General features: G+C 71.5%; 17 protein-coding genes. 6 read left to right on the forward strand and 11 right to left on the reverse strand.

Going from position 1 to position 18506, the window contains the following annotated elements; all coding sequences use genetic code 11:
• Positions 1–3: 3 nt before the first annotated feature.
• The 4 genes from ubiT to ubiU all read right to left on the reverse strand — a co-directional run bounded on the left by ubiT (position 4) and on the right by ubiU (position 3346).
• Positions 4–531, reverse strand: coding sequence for a ubiquinone anaerobic biosynthesis accessory factor UbiT (gene ubiT / locus AC3RCE_RS25540; RefSeq protein ID WP_369640892.1), 528 nt, complete (start codon positions 529–531; stop codon positions 4–6).
• 18 nt (positions 532–549) lie between these two features.
• The gene (trhA, locus tag AC3RCE_RS25545) at positions 550–1170 is read right to left on the reverse strand and encodes a PAQR family membrane homeostasis protein TrhA (RefSeq protein WP_218339366.1); all 621 of its coding nucleotides are present in this window, start codon (positions 1168–1170) and stop codon (positions 550–552) included.
• 18 nt (positions 1171–1188) lie between these two features.
• On the reverse strand, positions 1189–2118 hold the full coding sequence (locus AC3RCE_RS25550; protein ID WP_218339365.1) for a U32 family peptidase: 930 nt from the start codon (positions 2116–2118) through the stop codon (positions 1189–1191).
• A 193-nt stretch (positions 2119–2311) separates the two neighbouring features.
• Entirely contained in the window at positions 2312–3346 is a 1035-nt protein-coding gene (gene ubiU / locus AC3RCE_RS25555; protein WP_218339364.1) for a ubiquinone anaerobic biosynthesis protein UbiU, read from the reverse strand.
• A 196-nt stretch (positions 3347–3542) separates the two neighbouring features.
• On the opposite strand from ubiU, the gene AC3RCE_RS25560 reads away from it, so the two are divergent.
• A complete protein-coding gene (locus AC3RCE_RS25560; RefSeq protein WP_218297036.1) occupies positions 3543–4718 on the forward strand; it encodes an MFS transporter in 1176 nt (391 codons plus the stop codon).
• Here the strand turns inward: AC3RCE_RS25560 and AC3RCE_RS25565 are convergent.
• Complete coding sequence (locus AC3RCE_RS25565; RefSeq protein WP_492254224.1) at positions 4715–5638, reverse strand: LysR family transcriptional regulator; 924 nt, start codon at positions 5636–5638, stop codon at positions 4715–4717. The genes AC3RCE_RS25560 and AC3RCE_RS25565 overlap by 4 nt on opposite strands.
• Before the next feature lie 168 nt (positions 5639–5806).
• Here AC3RCE_RS25565 and AC3RCE_RS25570 point away from each other — a divergent pair, with 168 nt between their 5' ends.
• Together AC3RCE_RS25570 and AC3RCE_RS25575 are read left to right on the forward strand one after the other, a co-directional pair.
• Positions 5807–7165: a M20/M25/M40 family metallo-hydrolase gene (locus AC3RCE_RS25570; protein ID WP_218297034.1), complete on the forward strand. Its 1359-nt coding sequence runs from the start codon at positions 5807–5809 to the stop codon at positions 7163–7165.
• 224 nt (positions 7166–7389) lie between these two features.
• Entirely contained in the window at positions 7390–7875 is a 486-nt protein-coding gene (locus AC3RCE_RS25575; protein ID WP_492254225.1) for a YidB family protein, read from the forward strand.
• Positions 7876–7940: 65 nt separating this feature from the next.
• On the opposite strand, the gene AC3RCE_RS25580 is transcribed toward AC3RCE_RS25575, so the two are convergent.
• The 5 genes from AC3RCE_RS25580 to otnI all read right to left on the reverse strand — a co-directional run bounded on the left by AC3RCE_RS25580 (position 7941) and on the right by otnI (position 15043).
• Complete coding sequence (locus AC3RCE_RS25580; protein WP_492254226.1) at positions 7941–8822, reverse strand: alpha/beta hydrolase; 882 nt, start codon at positions 8820–8822, stop codon at positions 7941–7943.
• A gap of 153 nt (positions 8823–8975) precedes the next feature.
• Positions 8976–10463: a M20 family metallopeptidase gene (locus AC3RCE_RS25585; protein WP_492254227.1), complete on the reverse strand. Its 1488-nt coding sequence runs from the start codon at positions 10461–10463 to the stop codon at positions 8976–8978.
• A gap of 173 nt (positions 10464–10636) precedes the next feature.
• Positions 10637–11881, reverse strand: coding sequence for a GGDEF domain-containing protein (locus AC3RCE_RS25590; protein ID WP_218297205.1), 1245 nt, complete (start codon positions 11879–11881; stop codon positions 10637–10639).
• Between the two features lie 118 nt (positions 11882–11999).
• Positions 12000–14012 carry a methyl-accepting chemotaxis protein gene (locus tag AC3RCE_RS25595; RefSeq protein WP_492254228.1) on the reverse strand — a complete coding sequence of 671 codons (2013 nt, stop codon included), beginning with the start codon at positions 14010–14012 and terminating at the stop codon, positions 12000–12002.
• Between the two features lie 218 nt (positions 14013–14230).
• Positions 14231–15043, reverse strand: a complete 813-nt coding sequence (gene otnI / locus AC3RCE_RS25600) for a 2-oxo-tetronate isomerase (protein ID WP_492246439.1) — start codon at positions 15041–15043, stop codon at positions 14231–14233.
• Positions 15044–15208: 165 nt separating this feature from the next.
• Here otnI and AC3RCE_RS25605 point away from each other — a divergent pair, with 165 nt between their 5' ends.
• Both AC3RCE_RS25605 and AC3RCE_RS25610 read left to right on the forward strand, forming a co-directional pair.
• The gene (locus tag AC3RCE_RS25605; RefSeq protein ID WP_218297028.1) at positions 15209–15673 is read left to right on the forward strand and encodes a MerR family transcriptional regulator; all 465 of its coding nucleotides are present in this window, start codon (positions 15209–15211) and stop codon (positions 15671–15673) included.
• 139 nt (positions 15674–15812) lie between these two features.
• On the forward strand, positions 15813–16385 hold the full coding sequence (locus AC3RCE_RS25610; RefSeq protein WP_492255441.1) for an NAD(P)H-dependent oxidoreductase: 573 nt from the start codon (positions 15813–15815) through the stop codon (positions 16383–16385).
• Between the two features lie 15 nt (positions 16386–16400).
• Here AC3RCE_RS25610 and AC3RCE_RS25615 read toward each other — a convergent pair whose 3' ends face one another.
• Positions 16401–17006: a DJ-1/PfpI family protein gene (locus AC3RCE_RS25615; protein WP_369640899.1), complete on the reverse strand. Its 606-nt coding sequence runs from the start codon at positions 17004–17006 to the stop codon at positions 16401–16403.
• A 117-nt stretch (positions 17007–17123) separates the two neighbouring features.
• Here AC3RCE_RS25615 and AC3RCE_RS25620 point away from each other — a divergent pair, with 117 nt between their 5' ends.
• A complete protein-coding gene (locus AC3RCE_RS25620) occupies positions 17124–18458 on the forward strand; it encodes an aminotransferase-like domain-containing protein (protein WP_369640900.1) in 1335 nt (444 codons plus the stop codon).
• Positions 18459–18506 lie beyond the last annotated feature (48 nt).

The raw sequence follows: 18506 nt of genomic DNA on the forward strand, positions 1-18506 counted from the left end.
CGCTCACCCTCCGTGGCGTGGCGCAGGGCCCCGGCGGCGCCGCAGGTGGTCCAGCACCTGGCGCGGTGCCAGCCTCTGCGCCCACTGGCGCGGGTCCAGCACCGGCAGCTCGATGGCGTCGAGCGCGTTCTTCACCACCAGGCCCAGTTCGGTGTCGCCCTCCATCGACAGGCGGCGGCTGAAGAACAGCGTGTCGGGGTCCTGCTGGCGCTGGGCGAGCAGCAGGAAGTCGTGGGCCGTGGCGCTGAGCGTCAGGTCCGCCACGGCGGGTGCCGCGAGCGGGGCATGGGGCGCGAAACGCTGACCGGTCCAGGCAAAGTCGAACGCCAGGCGCGCATCGCGCACCTGCACCCGCATCTTCTTGTCGAACAGCAGGCGTCCCACGTCGGGGGGCAGGTGCCGGGCCAGCGCGAGGTTGAGCGCCGTCACCAGCAGCACCGAGCCCGGGTAGGCGGGCAGGCGCGACAGCACGGCCCCCACGGGAGGGGGAACCACCCGCGGGTTCGAAGGCGAAGAGGAGAAAGCAGCCATAGGGTAGGAATCGGGCGCTCAGGCCACGTAGAAGAACACGGTGAAGAAATGGCAGGCACTGCCGCCCAGCACGAACAGGTGCCACAGCCCGTGGCCATGGCGCACGCGGTGGTCCAGCGCGTAAAAGACGATGCCCAGCGTGTAGCAGGCCCCGCCCGCCAGCAGCCAGCCAAAGCCCCCGGGTGTGAGCGCCCGCCACAGCGGCACCACGGCCACCAGCGCCAGCCAGCCCATGAGCACGTAGATGACCAGCGACAGCGCCCGCGCGCCGCGCGCCCACCAGATCTCCTGCGCGATGCCCAGCAGCGCCAGGCCCCACACCACGCCCAGCAGCGACCAGCCCCAGGGGCCGCGCAGCGACACGAGCGCGAACGGGGTGTAGCTGCCGGCGATCAGCAGGTAGATGCTGCAGTGGTCGAGCTTTTGCAGCACGGCCTTGATGGCGCGCCGGCGCACGCTGTGGTACGCGGTGGACGCGGCGTACAGCGCCACCAGCATGGCGCCGTAGATGCTGAAGGCGACCACCTTCCACGGGTCGTCCAGGCGCGCCGCGAGCGTGATGAGCACGGCCGCGCCCGCCGTGGCGAGCACGGCCCCGGCCAGGTGGCTGATGCTGTTGAAGCGTTCTCCGGCGTACATGCGATGGGGGCCCGCGGGTCAGGACTGCGCCACGGCGCTCCGCACGCGCCCCTGCTCCAGGCCCGGGCGGCCGAACCAGTAGCCGTCGCAGGGGAGGTCGGGCATCAGCGGCTGCATGCGCTCCACCAGGTCGCAGGCCGCCTCGGGGGCGCGCGCGTGGCGGGCTTCGTCAAACGCGGCCACCACCTGCGGCATGTGCTGCGCCTGCGGGCTCAGGCGCAGCACGTCCACGCCGCAGGCGCGCAGGCCCGCCAGTTCGTTGGCCAGGTTGTAGACGCGGGCCGATTGCGTCTGCGTGCCGTTGAGCACGAGAAAGCCCTCGTTCTCGCGCGTGCGCAGCGGCAGCCCGTCGGCATGCTGCAGGCAGCTGAACTGGCAGTCGTCCTTGGGCAGGTTGCGGTGGCGCGCGGTGAAGCAGCGCGCCGAGTACGCCAGCGGCATGCGCCCGTAGGCGAAGACCTCGGTCTCCAGGCCCTGCGGGCGCTGCGCCAGCACGGCCGACAGCGCGTCCCGCGACATCTCCACCGGCATCACCCAGCGGGTGGCGCCGAACTGCGCCATCCACTGCAGCGAGTGCGCGTTGTACAGGTTCAGGTGCGGCCCGGCCACGAAGGCCCGCGGCCCGGTGGGTGGCCGCGAGAGGCAGTGCACGGCGCCCATGTCGTTGGCCTCCACGGTGAACTCGCCGTTGGCCGTGATCTTGTGCAGCAGGCCCACGTCCGCACTGGATTCGATGAGCACCTGGGTGGACAGCACGGCCTCCTTGCCCGCGTCCCGCAGCATGCGCGCCAGCGCCAGCCAGTCGGCCAGGCGCAGCTCATGGCGGCGCGAGCACACTGTCTCGCCCAGGTACACCACGTCGACGGGCGTGGCGGCCATGGCTTCGTAAAACGCGAACACGGTGTCGCGCGGCCAGTAGTACAGCAGGGGGCCGAGAGAGAGTTTCATGGGGCGGGCTTCAGGGGTTTGATCGTGGGATCCAGATGCTGGGAGCGGCGCATGGAGTTCGAATCTGGCGCGGCCCAAGCCAGCGACCGCCGCGCAAGGGCCGCCCCGCCGCGCTGGCGGTGTCCCCCTTCCCGCATCGCGCAAGCGAGGCGAGAGAAGGGGGAAGGCGCGAAGCGCATCAGGGGGTTGTTCTTCATTTCCAGGGGCGGTGGTAGGCGCCCAGCGTGTGCTGCTGCCCTTCGGCCACCTGGTCCAGGCTGGCCATCCAGCGCGTCTTGGGCGCGTAGCGGTGGGGGTGGGCCAGGCACTGGTCGATGGCCTCGCGCCAGACCTGCGTGACCTGGGCCACGTAGGCCGGGCTGCGCTGGCGCCCTTCGATCTTGATGGCGCGCACGCCCATCTTCACGAGCTGGGGCAACAGCTCCAGGGTGTTGAGGCTGGTGGGCTCCTCGATGGCGTAGTAGTTCTCGTCGCCGCCCACGTCGAAGCGGCCCTTGCACAGCGTGGGGTAGCCGGCGCTCTCGCCGGGCGCATAGCGGTCGATCAGCACGCCGTTCAGGCGCGACTCGCGGCCCTGCGGCGTTTCCACCCAGCGCACGGCCTTCGGGGGCGAGCACACGCCGTGCGTGTTGGGCGATTCGCCCGTCGCATACGACGACAGCGCGCAGCGCCCCTCGACCATCACGCACAGGCTGCCAAAGCCGAACACCTCGATCTCCACGGGCGTGCGGTCGATGACCTGGCGCACCTGCTCCATCGACAGCACGCGCGGCAGCACGGCGCGCACGATGCCGAACTGCTCGCGGTAGAAGTTGATGGCCTCGTAGTTGGTGGCCGAGCCCTGCACCGACAGGTGCAGCCGCAGCCGGGGGTGGCGCTGCACCGCGTATTGCATGAGGCCCGGGTCGGCCAGGATGACCGCGTCCACGCCCAGGTCCACCGCCTTGTCCAGGGCGCTGCGCCACGGCCCCGGGTTGGCGGCCTGCGGGTAGGTGTTGAGCGCCATGAAGACCTTGCAGCCACGCGCATGCGCATGGGCGATGCCGCTGGCGATGGCCGCCTCGTCAAAGTTCAGGCCCGCGAAGTTGCGCGCGTTGGTCGCGTCGCGCAGGCCCAGGTAGACGCAGCTGGCGCCATGGTCCACCGCCGCCTTGAGCGCGGGCAGGCTGCCGGCGGGGCAGACGAGTTCGAGGGCGGGCGCGGCCTCTGCAGGGTTGTGGGGTTCCATGGCTCTGGTTCAAACGCAGGCCCCCGGTGGGAGCCCAAGCACTGGGTGGCACCATACCGAGGCCGCTGCGCGCGCCGGCTGATCTTCATCAACCGGAGTGCACAATGCCAGAGCAATGCAGTCGGACTTTGACGCGGCCCGGCCGCCCATGCCCGCCTCGACCCTTTCCTTCCCCATTCCAACAACACCCTTCGCCGTGAACAAGAACCTGTGGCTGCTGGCCCTGTGCCAGGGCCTTTTCCTGACCAACAACGTGGTTTTCATCGCCATCAACGGCCTGGTAGGCCTGCAGCTCGCCCCCTTTGGCTGGATGGCCACGCTGCCCGTGATGGGCTATGTGGTGGGCGGGGCCCTGTCCACCGCGCTCGTGGCCCGCAGCCAGGCCCGGTGGGGCCGCAAGGTGTCGTTCCAGATCGGGCTGGCCGTGGCGATCGCGTCGTGCGGCCTGTGCGCGTGGGCGGCCTTCAGCGCCAGTTTCTGGCTGCTGTGCGCCGCCACCGTGGTGGCGGGCTACTACAGCGCCAATGGCCAGCTCTACCGCTTTGCCGCCGCCGAGCTGGCCCCCGCGGCCTACCGCGAAAAGGCCGTGTCGCTGGTGCTGGCGGGCGGCCTGCTGGGCGCCGTGGCCGGGCCGAACCTGGCCAGCGCCACGCGCACGCTGTTTCCGGTGCCTTTCGCGGGCGCCTACGTGGTGCTCATGGGCGTGGCCCTGCTGTCCATGCTGTGCATGGCGGCGATCCGCTTCGAGGCGCAGCCCGCGCGGCGCGACGCCGCGGGGCAGCCCGTCGCGGGCCGCCCCCTGTCCGAGCTGATGCGCCAGCCCGCGTTCGTGGTGGCCATCCTGGGCGCCGCGCTGGGCTATGGCGTGATGAACCTGCTGATGGCCGCCACGCCGCTGGCGATGCAGGTGTGCGGCTTCAACTTCGATGCAGCCGCGCTGGTGCTGGAGTGGCACGTGATCGGCATGTTCGCGCCCGGCTTCGTCACCGGCCACCTCATCAAGCGCTTTGGCGTGCTGTCCATCATGGGCGCCGGCGTGCTGCTGAACCTGGCCTGCGTGGCCGTGGCGCTCATGGGCGTGGAGCTGCACCACTTCGGCATCGCGCTGTTCATGCTCGGCGTGGGCTGGAACTTCCTGTTCACGGGGGCCACCACGCTGTCCATGACCGCCTACCGCCCCGAGGAAAAGGACCGCGCCCAGGCCGCCATCAACTTCTGCGTGTTCGCCACGCTGGCGCTCAGCTCGTTCTCGTCCGGCGTGCTGGTCACCACGCAGGGCTGGACGCTGCTCAATGCCGGGTCCCTGGTGCCCATCGTGGTCACGGGCCTGGCGCTCGCCTGGCTCGCGGCCCGGCGGCGGCGCGCCGTCTAGGCCCGCGTGGCTCCGGCGCCGGCACCGCCCGGCACCGCGACCGCGTGGGCGAGCCACCGGGCAAACGCGGCCACGGCGGGGTCTTCCTGCCGCCCCTGCGCCACGAAGAGACTGTAGCCACGCAGGCCGCTGTCATGGTGGGGATGCGCCAGCGCCAGTTCGCCGGACAGCAGCTCGCGCTCCACGAAGTAGTGCGGCACCAGGCCGATGCCCAGGTCCGCGCGCACCGCCTCGACCAGCATGGAAAACAGGTCGAACCGGTGGCCGCCCAGGCTGTGCGCCGGCACGCGCGTGATGCCCGCGCGGGTGAACCACGCATCCCACGCGCCCAGCCGCGAGCTCAGCTGCAGCAGCGGCACCGCGCGGAAGTCGCCGCGCTCCATCGCACGCCGGTGGCGCGAGCCGGGAGCGCACACGGCCACGCACACCTCGCTCATCAGCGGCACGGGCTGCACCCCGGGCCAGGCGGCGTCGTTGTACTGCACGGCCACGTCGAAAGGGATCTCCTGCATGTAGGTGTGCGTGGGGTACACCTGCAGGTGCAGGCTGCAGCCCCTGTGCGTGGCCAGGAAGGCGGGCAGGCGCGGCAGCAGCCAGCGCTCGGCGAACACGGGCACGCAGCCCACCAGCAGCCGCGCGCCGTCGGGCCGCTGGGCCATGGCTTCGAGCGTGTGGTTCTGCAGGCGCAGCAGGTCGCCCACCACCTGCGCGTGGTAGCGGCGGCCCGCCTCGGTGAGCGTGGAGCCGCGCGCGCCGCGCTGCACGAGCTGCAGGCCCAGCTGGCCTTCGAGCAGGCGCAGCTGCTGGCTCACGGCGCTGTGCGTGAGGCACAGCTCTTCGGCGGCCTTGCTCACGCCGTGGTGGCGCGCCACGGCATCGAAAACGAGCAGGGCGCGGGTGCTGGGAATGTGCTGGCGCATGTAAGAAAAACTGTCGGCCCGGCAGATTAAAGCAGAACCGCGCCCCGCCAATCGGTCCAACAATTGCAGGGCGCTTGCGTGCCAGGCGCCGCGCGCACCGGATGCCGCGGCCCGCGTCTGGCCGGGCCCCCCTTCCTTCGCAACTCCGCCCTCTCCATCATCCCGACCATGAAGAACCCTGCCTCCATCTTCCGCTTCACTCCCGGCGCCGTGGCGCTGGCCGCCGCGCTGCTGGGCCCTGCCGCCCACGCGCAAGGCGCCGTCGCCGCCACGCCCACCACGCTGCGCCCGGCCGTGGACCAGGCCTACACGCAGCTCATGGCGGCGCCCCAGATCCTGAAGCTGCTCGACGCGGTGAAGGCCGACCACGACCGCGCGGCGCAAGACCTCCGCATGCTCACCGAGATCGAGGCGCCACCGTTCAAGGAGCAAAGGCGCGCCGAGGCCTTCCTCGCACGCCTGAAGGCCCTGGGCCTGGCCAGCGCCGCCATCGACGCCGAAGGCAACGTGGTCGGCATCCGCAAGGGCACGGGCAGCGGGCCCAAGCTCGTGATCTCGGCCCACCTGGACACCGTCTTCCCCGCCGGCACCGACGTGAAGGTGAAGGAGCGCGACGGCAAGCTCTACGCGCCCGGCATCTCGGACAACACGCGCGGCCTGGCCGTGCTGCTGTCGTGGCTCAAGGTGCTCAACGACCAGCAGATCGCCACGGTGGGCGACCTGGTGTTCGTGGGCAATGTGGGCGAGGAAGAGCTGGGCAACCTGCGCGGCATGAAGCACCTGTTCAAGGAGCACCTGGACATTGACGGCCTGGTGGCGCTGGAGCCCGCGCCCGACGGCACGGTGCTGGTGCTGGGCACGGGCAGCCACCGCCACGAGGTGACCTTCAAGGGCCCGGGCGGCCACAGCTACGCGGCCTTCGGCCAGGTGCCCAGCGCGATCCACGGCATGGGCCGCGCGATCGCCAGGATCGCCGAGATCCGCACGCCCGCCACCCCCAAGACCACCTTCACCGTGGGCACGGTGGGCGGCGGCACCTCGGTGAACACCATCGCGCCCGATGCGCGCATGGCGGTGGACATCCGCTCCGACGAGATGGCCCCGCTGCTGGCCACCGAAAAGCAGGTGCTCTCGGCCATCGATACCGCCGTGGCCGAGGAGAACGCACGCTGGAATGTGAACACGCTCTCCGCCTCCACCAGGCTCATCGGCGACCGCCCCGGCGGCCGCACGGCGGCGGACTCGCTGATCGTGGAAGCCGCCGTGCGCGCCAACACCGCGTTCGGCCGCAAGACGGTGCTGGGTGGCGCGAGCACCGATGCCAACGTGCCCATGTCGCTGGGCATCCCGGCCATCGTGATCGGGGGCGGGGGCAAGACCGGTGGTTTCCATGCGCTGTCGGAGTGGATCGACCTGACCGATGCCTGGCAGGGGGCGCAGACCTCGCTGGTCACGGTGCTGGGCCTGGTGGGGGTGCAGGGCGTGAGCGAACCCCTGCTGGAGAAACGCCCGGCGCGCAGCCAGTGAACGGCGGGCGGCGGGCCCTCCCGCCACGCCCTGGCCGGCGGCCCGGCACCTGCCAGCCTTGCCGGCCCAGCCCGTCGCCCACGCACGGGCGGTAGGGGAATTCACGATTGTTGACACTGGGGCCAGGGCGCGGATGCGTACCATCGCTGGTACCGGGCCCAGGGCCGTGAGCGGCCCCGGGCCGGCGCTCGGCCGTTTTTTACCCCCTTCTGCAGGAGATCACCATGGGTTTGCTCGATTCCGTATTGGGTGCCGTCATCAATAGCGCATCACAGGGCGGCCCCCAGGGCTCCGCCGGCGGCGGCGGTGCCGCAGGCGGGCTGGGTGGCCTGCTGAGCCTGGCCGCGCAGAACCCCCAGCTGGTGCAGGCCGTGATGTCCCTCATCAGCAACGACGGCCCGGTGGGCGGGCTGCCGGGCCTGATGGCCCGGTTCCAGCAGGCCGGGCTGGGCAACGTGATCGCCTCCTGGCTCAGCGCGGGGCCCAACCAGGCCATCTCGGGCGAGCAGCTTTCGGACGTGCTGGGCAACGGCCCGCTGTCGCAGATCGCCGCGCAGCTGGGCGTGGGCTCCGGCGCGGCGGCAGGCCAGCTGGCCCAGGTGCTGCCGGGCCTGATCGACCAGCTCAGCCCGCGCGGCGAGGCGCCGCAGGGCGGGTTTGGAACGTCCAGCGACCTGTTTGGAATGCTGGGCGGTTTGCTACAAAAATAGTAGCTTTCAGCGCTTGATGGACAAGCGCTACCGGCCATTCTGGCCCGAAACCGCTGCGGCGGCGCTCACCCCGCCGCCGGGCAGCGCCGCTCCAGCCACTGCCGCAGCATGTCGAACACCGGCGCGGCCAGTTCGGGGCTTTCATTGAACAGCTCGTGGAACAAGGGCTCGAAGCCGTGCGACTGCACCAGCGCCCGGGGCGCGGCGGCCGCGAAGGCACGGCTGCCGGCGGGATTGACCAGCTTGTCGCTGCCCGCCCACAGGAGCAGCGTGGGCACGCTCCAGTGCGCGGCGCGGGCCACCGTGGCGGGGCCGCCCGTGGCGATGAAGCGCGCCAGGCGCGCGCTGATGCGGTCGTGGCACAGCGGGTCGGCCAGGTAGGCCGCGGGCACGGCCGGGTCGTGGGAGAGGTACTGCGTATCCAGCCCGTTGCCCACGCGCAGGTTCGGTGCGATGCGCGGCAGCGTGGCCAGCAGCAGTTTTTGCACGGCGCCCAGGCCCGCGTCGAGCGCGGGGGATGAGAGCACCAGCGCATCCACCGGCCGCAGGTTCAGGGACACAAAACGCGAGGCGACCAGCCCGCCCATGCTGTGGCCCAGCAGCACCAGGGGCTGGCCGGCCGGCATGCGGGCACGGGTGGCGTCCACCATGTCGGCCAGGTCGTCCAGCAGCCGCATGTCCGAGGTGAGGCCGCCGCGCGGGCCGCTCGACTCGCCGTGGCCGTACTGGTCGTAGCCGCGCGCGGCGAATCCCCAGGCATTCAGGCGCCGCGCCAGGGCGTCGTAGCGGCCCACGTGTTCGCCCAGGCCGTGCACCAGCAGCACGGTGCCCCGTGCCGGCACGCCGCGCCCCACCAGGGGCCAGTCCTGCACCGCCAGGTTTTCCCCATCCCCCGCGGTGAAGGTGGTCAAGGTGCTCAGGGTGGACGCAATGGAGTCAGAGGACATGGTGGAACGGGCTCAAGGCAACGCGGCCGGCCGGGCCAGCGCCCTGGCGGCGCGCGTTGCGGTGCGGGGGAAGGGCGGCGGCTGCATCCACACACCGGGGGAGGAGGCAGCGCCAGGGCACATGCGCGGGGGCGGCGATGCGCGCGGTGGGGTTCAGACCGCCACGGCGGTGGCCTGCTGCGCCGCCATGGCCGCGATCACCTGCGCCACGGCGGCGGTGAGCTTCTTGGCGTAGGGCACGTGCAGGAACTCGTTGGGGCCGTGCGCGTTGCTCTTGGGGCCCAGCACGCCGCAGACCATCATCTGCGCGGTGGGAAAGCCTTCGCTGAGCATGTTCATGAGCGGGATGGTGCCGCCCTGTCCGATATGGCCGCACGGCGCGCCGAAGTGGGCCTGCGAGGCCTCGTTCAGCGCCTGCTCGAACCAGGGCGTGGCGCTGGGCGCGTTCCAGCCCGTGGCGCCGCTCGTGCCCTGGAAGGTGACCTTGGCCTGGTAGGGCGCGTTGTCTTCGAGCAGGGCCTTGAGCTCCTGCACGGCCTGGCCGGCATCCACCAGGGGCGGCAGGCGCAGGCTGAGCTTGAACGCGGTGTAGGGGCGCAGCACGTTGCCGGCGTCCTGCAGCGCCGGGAAGCCCTCGGCGCCGGTGACGCTGAGCGTGGGCTCCCAGGTGCGCTTGAGCAGGGCCTGCACCGGGTCGGTGGTGGTGGGCAGGGCGAAGGTGGTGGCGCCGCCGCAGTCGTAGTGGGCCCAGGGGAAGCGCTTGTACACCTCTTCGCCCAGGATGGCGGCCGTGGCGCGGGCCTGGGCCAGGCGGTCGGCGGGCACCTCGCAGTGGAAGCTCTGGGGCAGCAGGCGGCCGGTGGCACTGTCTTCCAGCCGGTCGAGCACCTGGCGCATGATGCGGAACGACGAGGGCACCAGGCCCGAGGCGTCGCCCGAGTGGATGCCTTCGGTCAGGATCTCGACCTTGAGCGTGCCGGTGGCCATGCCGCGCAGGCTGGTGGTGAGCCACAGCTGGTCGTAGTTGCCCGCGCCCGAATCCAGGCACACCACCAGCGCCACGTTGCCCATGCGGGGCTTCAGGGCATCGATGTAGGGCAGCAGGTCGCGCGAGCCGCTTTCCTCGCAGGTCTCGATCAGGCCCACGATGCGCGGGTGGGGCACGTTCTGGCGCTTCAATTCCTGCACGGCCGCAATGCTGGCATAGACCGCGTAGCCGTCGTCGGCGCCGCCCCGGCCATAGAGCTTGCCGTCCTCGTACTTGGGCGTCCAGGGGCCCAGGTCGCCGCGCCAGCCCGAGAACTCGGGCTGCTTGTCGAGGTGGCCGTACATGAGCACGGTGTCCGTCGCGCCGGGCTGCGTGGATGCGATCTCGAAGAACAGCACGGGGGTGCGGCCTTCCAGGCGCACGACGTCGAGCGTGAGGCCTTCGACTTTCTGCGATTCGACCCACGCGGCGGCGTTGCGCACCACGGTGTCGAGCAGGCCCTGCTCGGCCCAGTCGGGCGAGAACATGGGCGACTTGGCGGGGATGGCGATGTAGTCGGTCAACTGGCGAACAATGTCGTCGTCCCACGCCTGGCTCACCCGCTCGAGCGCGAGTGCAGGTTGCAGGATCTGGTGGGGGACACGGGCATTCATGGGGCTCTCCTGAAAAAGTCTCTGGGGGACCAAAAACAGCATTCCAACACAACCCCCGCGCGGACGCCACGGTGGGCGCGCAGAGACCTTCACGGCGGGCGCGGACGCCGCACGTGCCCCAGCCCCCGCGCAGCGGGCGCCGCCCCCTGAGGGAGGGCGCGCGGGGAGGCATTTCAATACCTGGAAGCCGGGTGGGTCTCGGGGTTGTCCCGCGCCGCCATCTGGGAGGCGGGGCGCCGCAGGGCCGTGGCCACCTCCACGCGGTTGCGCCCGTTCTCCTTGGCCTGGTAGAGCGCGCGGTCGGCGGCGGCGATCAGCATGTCCCAGCTGTCGCCGGGTTCCAGCCGGCCGCCGAAGACGCCGATGCTCGCGGTGACGGCGATGCCCACGCCCGCATCGGCATCGGCGGCGCCGGCGGGGCGAACGCGGCAGCGCGATTCCTCCACCGCCTTGCACAGCTCGCGCGCCAGCTGCTCGGCCCCCAGCAGGGTGGTGTCGGGCAGCACCACCATGAATTCCTCGCCGCCGTAGCGGCCCACGAGGTCCTGCGCCCGCACGCGCTCCTTCAGCACGCTGACCACGCTGCACAGCACCTGGTCGCCCGCGGGGTGGCCGTGGCGGTCATTCACGCGCTTGAAATGGTCGATGTCCACCATCATCAGCGCGATGGACTCGCGCGTGCGCACGGCGCGCGCCACGTCGCGGTCCAGCGCGGCGATCAGCGCGCGGCGGTTGGCCACGCCCGTGAGCGGATCGAGCGCCGCCATGATGCGGTTGTTTTCGTCCGCGCGGTCGCGCGACATGAACACGAAGCCCATGGAGCTGATGAGCACCACCGACACGGTGCCCATGAAGGTCAGGGTCTGCAGGGCGCTGCCCTGCAGGATGCCGGTGGCCGCCTCGCTGGCGCTGAGGGCCAGCAGCGCGCGGCCGCCCAGGACCAGCGCCTCCAGCCCGAGCCCCGCCACCAGCAGCCATTGGCCGCGCCCCACGGTGGCATGGCGGCGCTCCAGCGCCGCGGCCAGGGCCCACACGGCCTGCAGGCCGATGGCCAGGCCCACGAAGCTCACGCGCGCCGGAAAGTTGTCGATGAATGCGATGACGAACCCCGTGACCAGCGCGGACGGCGTGAGCAAGAGCAGCCACCGCACCGGACGGCCCTGGAACTGGTAGATCGCCGCGATCATCCCCACGAAGACGCAGGACAGCAGCAGGTTGCCCACCACCACGGACAGCGCGTCCGGCACCTGCCCGCGCAGCATGATCAGCAGGTGCCCCATGGCATTGACCAGCAGGGCGGCGGCCCACCGCCCCAGGCCGTCGCGCCGGCGCCCCCAGCCCACCACGGCCATGGAGGCCGCCATCATCAGCGAACTGACAATGATCATTGCCAGCATGGTGGGAACATGGGCGGCCATGGCGGGCAGGTGGGGTTGTGCGGACAAGGAAGTTCAGCCCAGCATAAACCATGGAATCGGGCGCGAGAACCGATCAATTGCCAAGCCACCCGCGCCGGCCCCCGCAGGCCCGCGCCCGTCAGCGCAGCCGGGCGGGGGCGGGGGCGGGGGCGGGGGACGCTGCCAAGGCCGGCCGGTCCGCGGGCGCAGGCTCGCCGCCGGGGCCGCGCGAGAGCTTGAAGACCTGCACCGCCCCGGCCAGCCGCTGCGCCTGGTCGCGCAGGCTCTGGGCGGCGGCGGCGGACTGCTCCACCAGCGCGGCGTTCTGCTGGGTCATCTGGTCGAGCTGGTTCACCGCCGTGTTCACCTGGCCGATGCCGTCGGACTGCTCGCCCGAGGCCGCCGTGATCTCGCCAATGATGTCGCCCACGCGTTGGACAGAGCCCACGATCTCGTCCATGGTGCTGCCCGCGTTCTGCACCAGGCGCGCGCCCGACTCCACGCGCTCCACCGAGGCGCCGATGAGCGCCTTGATCTCGCGCGCCGCCTCGGCGCTGCGCCCCGCCAGCGACCGCACCTCGCTGGCCACCACCGCGAAGCCCCGGCCCTGTTCGCCCGCGCGCGCCGCCTCCACCGCCGCGTTGAGCGCGAGGATGTTGGTCTGGAAGGCGATGGAGTCGATCACGCTGATGATGTCGGCGATCTTGCGCGAGCTCTGGTTGATGTCGCCCATGGTGGTGACGACCTCGCCCACCACCTGGCCGCCGCGCGCGGCCACGGCGGCGGCGGTGCTGGCCAGCTGGTTGGCCTGGCGCGCGGCATCGGCCGACTGGCGCACCGTGGACGTGAGCTGCTCCATGCTCTGTGCCGTCTGGGCCAGGCTGCTGGCCGTGGCCTCGGTGCGGGCCGACAGGTCCTGGTTGCCGCTGGCGATCTCGGCGCTGGCGGTGGTGATGCTGTCCACCGCCGTGCGCACCTGCTGCAGCATCTGCGTGTAGCGCTGGCGCATGCCTTCGACCTCCTGCACCAGCGCGCCGATCTCGTCGCGCCGCGTGGTGCGGAATTCCTCGGTGAGGTCGCCCTGCGCCACCAGCGTGATGGCCTGCGTGAGGTCCTGCAGCGGGCGGCTCACGCCCCGGCGCAGCATGAGGAACAGGCCGATGGCCAGCAGCACCACGGCCAGGGCCATCAGGCCCCACACCGCCAGCGTGACGCGGCGCTGGCTGGCCATGGCTTCGCCGTCGGCCACCTCGGCCACCACCCACCAGCCCCCGCCCGTCTTGCGCACCAGCGCCCAGGGGTCGGTGGCGCCCGCGCCCAGCACGGGCGCGGCCTCGCGCACGAAGCCGTCGCCGGAGGCGGCCAGCGCCTCGAAGAAGGGGCGCGCCTCGGGGTAGGCCTCCAGCACGCGCTTGCCGCGCGCCGTGGGGTGGTACACGAACACGGCCTTGTCGAGCGAGGCGCCGGGGTTGACCACGTAGGTGCCGCCGTGCTCGAAGAATTTTGTCTGCGCCACCTGCTTTTGCAGCATGGCATGGAACACGCTGATGTCGTTGCCTATAAAGAGCAGCGCGATCACCTTGCCCGAGGCGTCCTTGGACGGCAGGTAGTGGCCCATGTAGGGCTTGCCCCCCACCACGGTGACGCCGGTGTAGGGCTCGCCCCTGGCCACCGTGGCGTAGGCCGGGTCGTCGCGGGACAGGGGCGTGCCCTGCTGGCGCTCGCCCTTGTCGTTCTTGACCGACGTGGTCACGCGCATGAAGTCCTCGCCCTTGCGCGCGAACACCGTGGCGATGCCGCCCGTCTCGCTGGCGAACTTGTCGACCGAGCCGTAGTCCTCGTTGACCAGCGCGCCGTAGCTGCGCAGCTCGCCCGTGGCCTCGTCCAGGTGCATCACGCCCTCGAAGTAGCGCTGAAAGCCCCGCATGGTGAGCTGCACCAGTTCGCGGTTGGTGTTGTCGGCCGCGTCCAGCGACTGGGCCACGCTCTGCGCCGTGTCGCCGACGCTGGCCACCACCTGGGCGCGCGTGCTGCGCTCGGTCAGCACGGCGATGGCCAGCCCCACGAACACCAGCACCAGGGCCACCAGCGCAATGGCCGCCAGCGTGACCTGCCGGGCGACGGAACGGTTGTTGGCAAGGGAAGCGGCCATGCGGTATGTCTCCTGGAGATTGAAAGCCCAAAGCCGGCTGGGCCGGTCTCAGAAAGGGTTCTCAAACGCCTGAGAACACGCTGCTTCACTCTAAGTCCGGAGGCTTGTTACATTTATTCACGCATTCCCTTACGCAAAGCTGCGTACCTCGACGCGGCCCCTGCATGGACCATAGCGTGCGAAACGGGGCGCCCCCCGGGGGGACGGCCCAACGCGGATCAGGGGGTCTTCCCCCTCATCCAGCCCAGGCCCTGGGAGGTGCCGGCCGCCGGCCGGTATTCGCAGCCGACCCAGCCGCGGTAGCCCAGGGCATCGATGGTGTCGAAGAGGTAGGGGTAATTCAGCTCGCCGGTGTCGGGCTCGTGGCGGCCGGGCACGCCGGCGATCTGGATGTGCGAGACGCGGCCCGTGGGCAGGTAGCGCCGCAGCTTGGCCGCCAGGTCCCCTTCCACGATCTGGCAGTGGTACAGGTCCATCTGCACCTTGAGGTTGTCGGCCTGCACCGCATCCAGCAGCTCGTGGGCATGGTCCTGCCGGTTCAGGAAGTAGCGCGGCATGTCGCGCAGGTTGATGGGCTCGATGAGGATCTCGCGCCCGGCCCGCGCGGCCTGCGCTGCCGCCCAGCGCAGGTTGCCCGCGCACAGGTCCTTGAGCGATTCGCGCTCGACGCCCGGCGGCACGGTGCCCGAGAGCACATGGATGCGCGGGCAGCCCAGCACCTCGGCATGGCGCAGGGCTTCCTCGACTCCCGCGCGGAACTCTGCCTCGCGCCCCGGCAGCGCGGCCGTGCCGCGTGCGCCGTGTTCCCAGGCGGCGGCCATGCCGGCGCGGTCGGTGCCGCCCGCCGGGGCGTTGAACAGCACCAGCTGCAGGCCGCTGTCCTGCAGCCGCGCGGCCACCTCGGCGGGCGCGAACGCGTACGGAAACTGGAACTCCACGGCGGTGAACCGGTCGCGCGCGGCGGCCTCGAAGCGCTGCAGGAACGGCAGCTCGGTGTACATCAGGCTCAGGTTGGCGGCAAACTGGGGCATGGCAGGCGGTGGAGGGCGTCGGGACCCGGCAGCTTATCGCGCGGCATGGGGGCCTGGGCGCCCCGCCGCGAAGCAATAGGCTCAAAACAGCCCCTGGCGCTGCATGGACAAGCGCGAACAGCTATATATTCAATAGCAGCCTGACGGTACACCAAGGACACACGCATGCGCATTGGAGAACTCGCCCGACGCACCGGCACCACCCCCAAGGCCATCCGCCTGTACGAGGGGCGGGGCCTGCTGGGCACCGTGGCGCGCAACGGCAGCTACCGCCAGTACGGCGAGGCCGATGTGGCCCAGGTGCGGCTGATCCGCCAGGCCCAGGCCCTGGGCTTTCGGCTGTCGGAACTCGACGGCCTGGACCAGATGCACACCGCCGAGGGCGGGGACCGCATGGCGCAGCGGGTGGCGGCCCGGCGGGTGGCGGTGGCGCAGGAGCTGCTGCGGCTGCAGGCGCTCGATGCCGAACTGGCGCAGCTGCAGGCGCAACTGCATGCCTGCGACGGCATGGCCGTGCCCGCCACGGCGCAGGCCTGCGCCGTGGCCGCGCCGGTTCCGCCCGCGGCCCGCGACGCCCGGCAATTCACCGCCCCGGTGGCGCGGGGCGCGCCGCATCGCGCGCCGGCTTGATCCAGCTGCTTGACTCTGCCCCGTGGGGCAAGGTGACCATGGCGCCATCGACAACAACGTGTGTGATGGAGGTTCTGTGGCACAACAACGCATTCTGGTCATCCTGGGCCACCCGGCGCCCGCCAGCCTGTGCGCGGGCATGGCCCGCGCCTATGCCGAAGGGGCGCTGGACGCGGGCGCCGAGGTGCGGTTCCTCGACGTGGGGCAGCTGGCGTTCGATCCGCTGTTCCTGGGCTACGGCGCCGCGCAGCCCCTGGAGCCCGATCTGGCCGCCGCACAGGCCGACATCCGCTGGGCCGGACACCTCGTGTGGGTCTACCCCATCTGGTGGGGCGCGATGCCCGCGCTGCTCAAGGGTTTCATCGACCGCACCTTCCTGCCCGGCTACGCGTTCAAGTACCGCGCCGGCTCGCCGCTGTGGGACAGGCTGCTGGCAGGGCGCTCGGGCGAACTGCTGGTGACCATGGATTCACCGCCCTGGTACTTCCGCTGGGTCACGCGCATGCCGGGGCATCACCAGATGAAGAAGGCCATCCTGGAGTATTGCGGCATCCGGCCCGTGCGGGTGCACAGCTTCGGGCCGGTGCGCACCGCCAGCAAGGAGCGGCTGGCGGGCTGGGTGGCGCAGGCGCGGGACCTGGGGCGGCGCAGGGGCGCGAAACCCGGTACCGCGAGCGCCAGCCCCGCGCCGCAGGCCCCCGCATCGCCCTGACGCCGCGGCGCCCGTTCAGGCCGGGGCCAGGTACTTTTCAAGGTGGCCCATGGCGCGGGCCACGTACGCCTCCTTCTCGCCAACCGGAGCCACGTAGTGAAGCGCGCTTTCCGCGGCCTCCACGCCTTCCAGCCGGGCGATCACCCACGCGGCCAGGTACGGCGCGGCCAGGCAGCCGCCGGCCGTGGCGATGTTGCCGTGCGCGACCAGGGGCTGGTTCAGCACCGTGACCCCGGCCTCTTGCACCCAGGGCCTCGTGGTCAGGTCGGTGCAGGCGGGCACGCCGCCGAGCAGGCCCAGGCGGGCCAGCACCAGCGTGCCCGAACACTGGGCGCCCAGCAACTGGCGGGCGGGGTCGAAGTCCATCTGCGCCATCAGGGATGCGTCGTTCACCACCTCGCGCGTCTGCATGCCGCTGCCCACCAGCACGGCATCGGCCGTGCGGGCCCAGGACAGCGGCGCCTGCGCTTCCACCACCACGCCGTTCATGGATCGCACCCGGGGCGCGGGGCAGGCCAGGCACACCTGCCAGCCCGGCTTCTTCACCCGGTTGAGAACACCCAGGGCGATGAGCGAGTCCAGCTCGTTGAAACCTTCGAACGTCAGTATGGCAATGCGCATGGTGCTTCTCCTGGCGGGAAAACGGCCCCCGCCGGCGGTGGATGAACAGTGGAGCCCATGGTATCGGCGGTGTTCAATACAATCAAAAAATTGTCATGAATACACTGCGGAGGCGCCATGGGCCAGGTCCGGTACAAGCAGGTGGTGGATGCGCTGGCCACCGACATCCGCGCGGGCCGGCTGCGGCCCGGCACCCGGCTGCCCACGCACCGCGCCCTGGCGCAGCGCCACGGCCTGGCGCTGGCCACCGCCAGCCGCGTGTACGCCGAGCTGGAGGCCATTGGCCTGGTGGTGGGCGAAACCGGGCGCGGCACCTTCGTGCGCGATGCCTCCTGCCCGCGCGGCCTGGGCGCCGACCTGGCCACGCCCGCACCCGGCTCGGCGGACTTGTCGTTCAACAGCCCCGGCGTGCCGGGGCAGGCGGACCTGCTGCGCGACGCGCTGCGCAGGCTGGCGGCATCGGGCGACCTGGAATCCCTGCTGCACTACCACCCCTACGGCGGGCGGCCGCACGAGCGCGCCATCGTCGCCCGGCACCTGGCCACCCGCCAGCTGTGGGTGACCGGCGAGCAGGTGCTCATCGTCAACGGTGCGCAGCACGGCATGGCGGTGGCGGCGCTGGGGCTGCTCAGCCCCGGCGATGTGGTGGCGGTGGATGCCCTCACCTACCCCGGTTTTCGCGTGCTGGCCGAGCGCATGCGGCTGGACCTGGCGCCCGTACCCGTCGGGCCGGGCGGCACGGACCTGGACGCCCTGCAGCGCCTGTGCCAGGCCCGGCCCGTGCGCGCCATCTACACCATGCCCACGCTGCACAACCCGCTGGGCTGCGTGATGGATGCGGGGGCCCGCAAGCGCCTGGTGGCGTTGGCGCGCGCCCACGACCTGCTGGTGCTGGAGGACGCCCCCTACGCCTACCTGGCGGCCGACGCGCCGCCGCCCGTGGCCGCGCTGGCGCCCGAGCGCACGGTCTACCTGTCGAGCCTGTCGAAGAACGTGGCCACGGGCCTGCGCTTTGGTTTTGTCGCGGCCGCGCCGGCGCTGATCGCCCCCATCGAGCGCGCCGTGCGTGCCACCTCCTGGAACACGGCGGGCGTGATCACTGCCATCGCCTGCGGCTGGATCGAGGACGGCACCGTGGCGCGCCTGGAGGCCGAAAAGCGCACCGACGCGGCCCGCCGCCAGGCCATCGCCAGCGAGGCCCTGGCCGGGCTGCCGCTGGTGCGGCACCCGCATTCGTACTTTGCCTGGCTGCCGCTGGGCGACGACCAGCGTGCGGACCGCGTGGCCGGGGCGCTCGCGCAGCGCGGCGTTGCGGTGTCCACCGCCGAAGGGTTTGCCACCACGGCACACGTGCCGCATGCGCTGCGCCTGGCGCTGGGCTCCATCCCCTGCGAGGACCTGCCACGGGCCCTGGCCGCCGTGAAGGCGGTCGTGGAAAGCGACTCTTCCTGAGCGGCATGGCCGCGCCGCGACACGCCGCGCCTTCCGGGGCCGCCGCCC

It is taken from the genome of Acidovorax sp. GW823-FHT05D11 (assembly GCF_058795695.1).

What these genes read in the sequence shown, in the direction of transcription:
- ubiT (WP_369640892.1), bottom strand. Translation starts at nt 531, where the DNA reads ATGGCTGCTTTCTCCTCTTCGCCTTCGAACCCGCGGGTGGTTCCCCCT.
- trhA (WP_218339366.1), bottom strand. Translation starts at nt 1,170, where the DNA reads ATGTACGCCGGAGAACGCTTCAACAGCATCAGCCACCTGGCCGGGGCC.
- AC3RCE_RS25550 (WP_218339365.1), bottom strand. Translation starts at nt 2,118, where the DNA reads ATGAAACTCTCTCTCGGCCCCCTGCTGTACTACTGGCCGCGCGACACC.
- ubiU (WP_218339364.1), bottom strand. Translation starts at nt 3,346, where the DNA reads ATGGAACCCCACAACCCTGCAGAGGCCGCGCCCGCCCTCGAACTCGTC.
- AC3RCE_RS25565 (WP_492254224.1), bottom strand. Translation starts at nt 5,638, where the DNA reads ATGCGCCAGCACATTCCCAGCACCCGCGCCCTGCTCGTTTTCGATGCC.
- AC3RCE_RS25570 (WP_218297034.1), top strand. Translation starts at nt 5,807, where the DNA reads ATGAAGAACCCTGCCTCCATCTTCCGCTTCACTCCCGGCGCCGTGGCG.
- AC3RCE_RS25575 (WP_492254225.1), top strand. Translation starts at nt 7,390, where the DNA reads ATGGGTTTGCTCGATTCCGTATTGGGTGCCGTCATCAATAGCGCATCA.
- AC3RCE_RS25580 (WP_492254226.1), bottom strand. Translation starts at nt 8,822, where the DNA reads ATGTCCTCTGACTCCATTGCGTCCACCCTGAGCACCTTGACCACCTTC.
- AC3RCE_RS25585 (WP_492254227.1), bottom strand. Translation starts at nt 10,463, where the DNA reads ATGAATGCCCGTGTCCCCCACCAGATCCTGCAACCTGCACTCGCGCTC.
- AC3RCE_RS25590 (WP_218297205.1), bottom strand. Translation starts at nt 11,881, where the DNA reads ATGGCCGCCCATGTTCCCACCATGCTGGCAATGATCATTGTCAGTTCG.
- AC3RCE_RS25595 (WP_492254228.1), bottom strand. Translation starts at nt 14,012, where the DNA reads ATGGCCGCTTCCCTTGCCAACAACCGTTCCGTCGCCCGGCAGGTCACG.
- otnI (WP_492246439.1), bottom strand. Translation starts at nt 15,043, where the DNA reads ATGCCCCAGTTTGCCGCCAACCTGAGCCTGATGTACACCGAGCTGCCG.
- AC3RCE_RS25605 (WP_218297028.1), top strand. Translation starts at nt 15,209, where the DNA reads ATGCGCATTGGAGAACTCGCCCGACGCACCGGCACCACCCCCAAGGCC.
- AC3RCE_RS25610 (WP_492255441.1), top strand. Translation starts at nt 15,813, where the DNA reads ATGGCCCGCGCCTATGCCGAAGGGGCGCTGGACGCGGGCGCCGAGGTG.
- AC3RCE_RS25615 (WP_369640899.1), bottom strand. Translation starts at nt 17,006, where the DNA reads ATGCGCATTGCCATACTGACGTTCGAAGGTTTCAACGAGCTGGACTCG.
- AC3RCE_RS25620 (WP_369640900.1), top strand. Translation starts at nt 17,124, where the DNA reads ATGGGCCAGGTCCGGTACAAGCAGGTGGTGGATGCGCTGGCCACCGAC.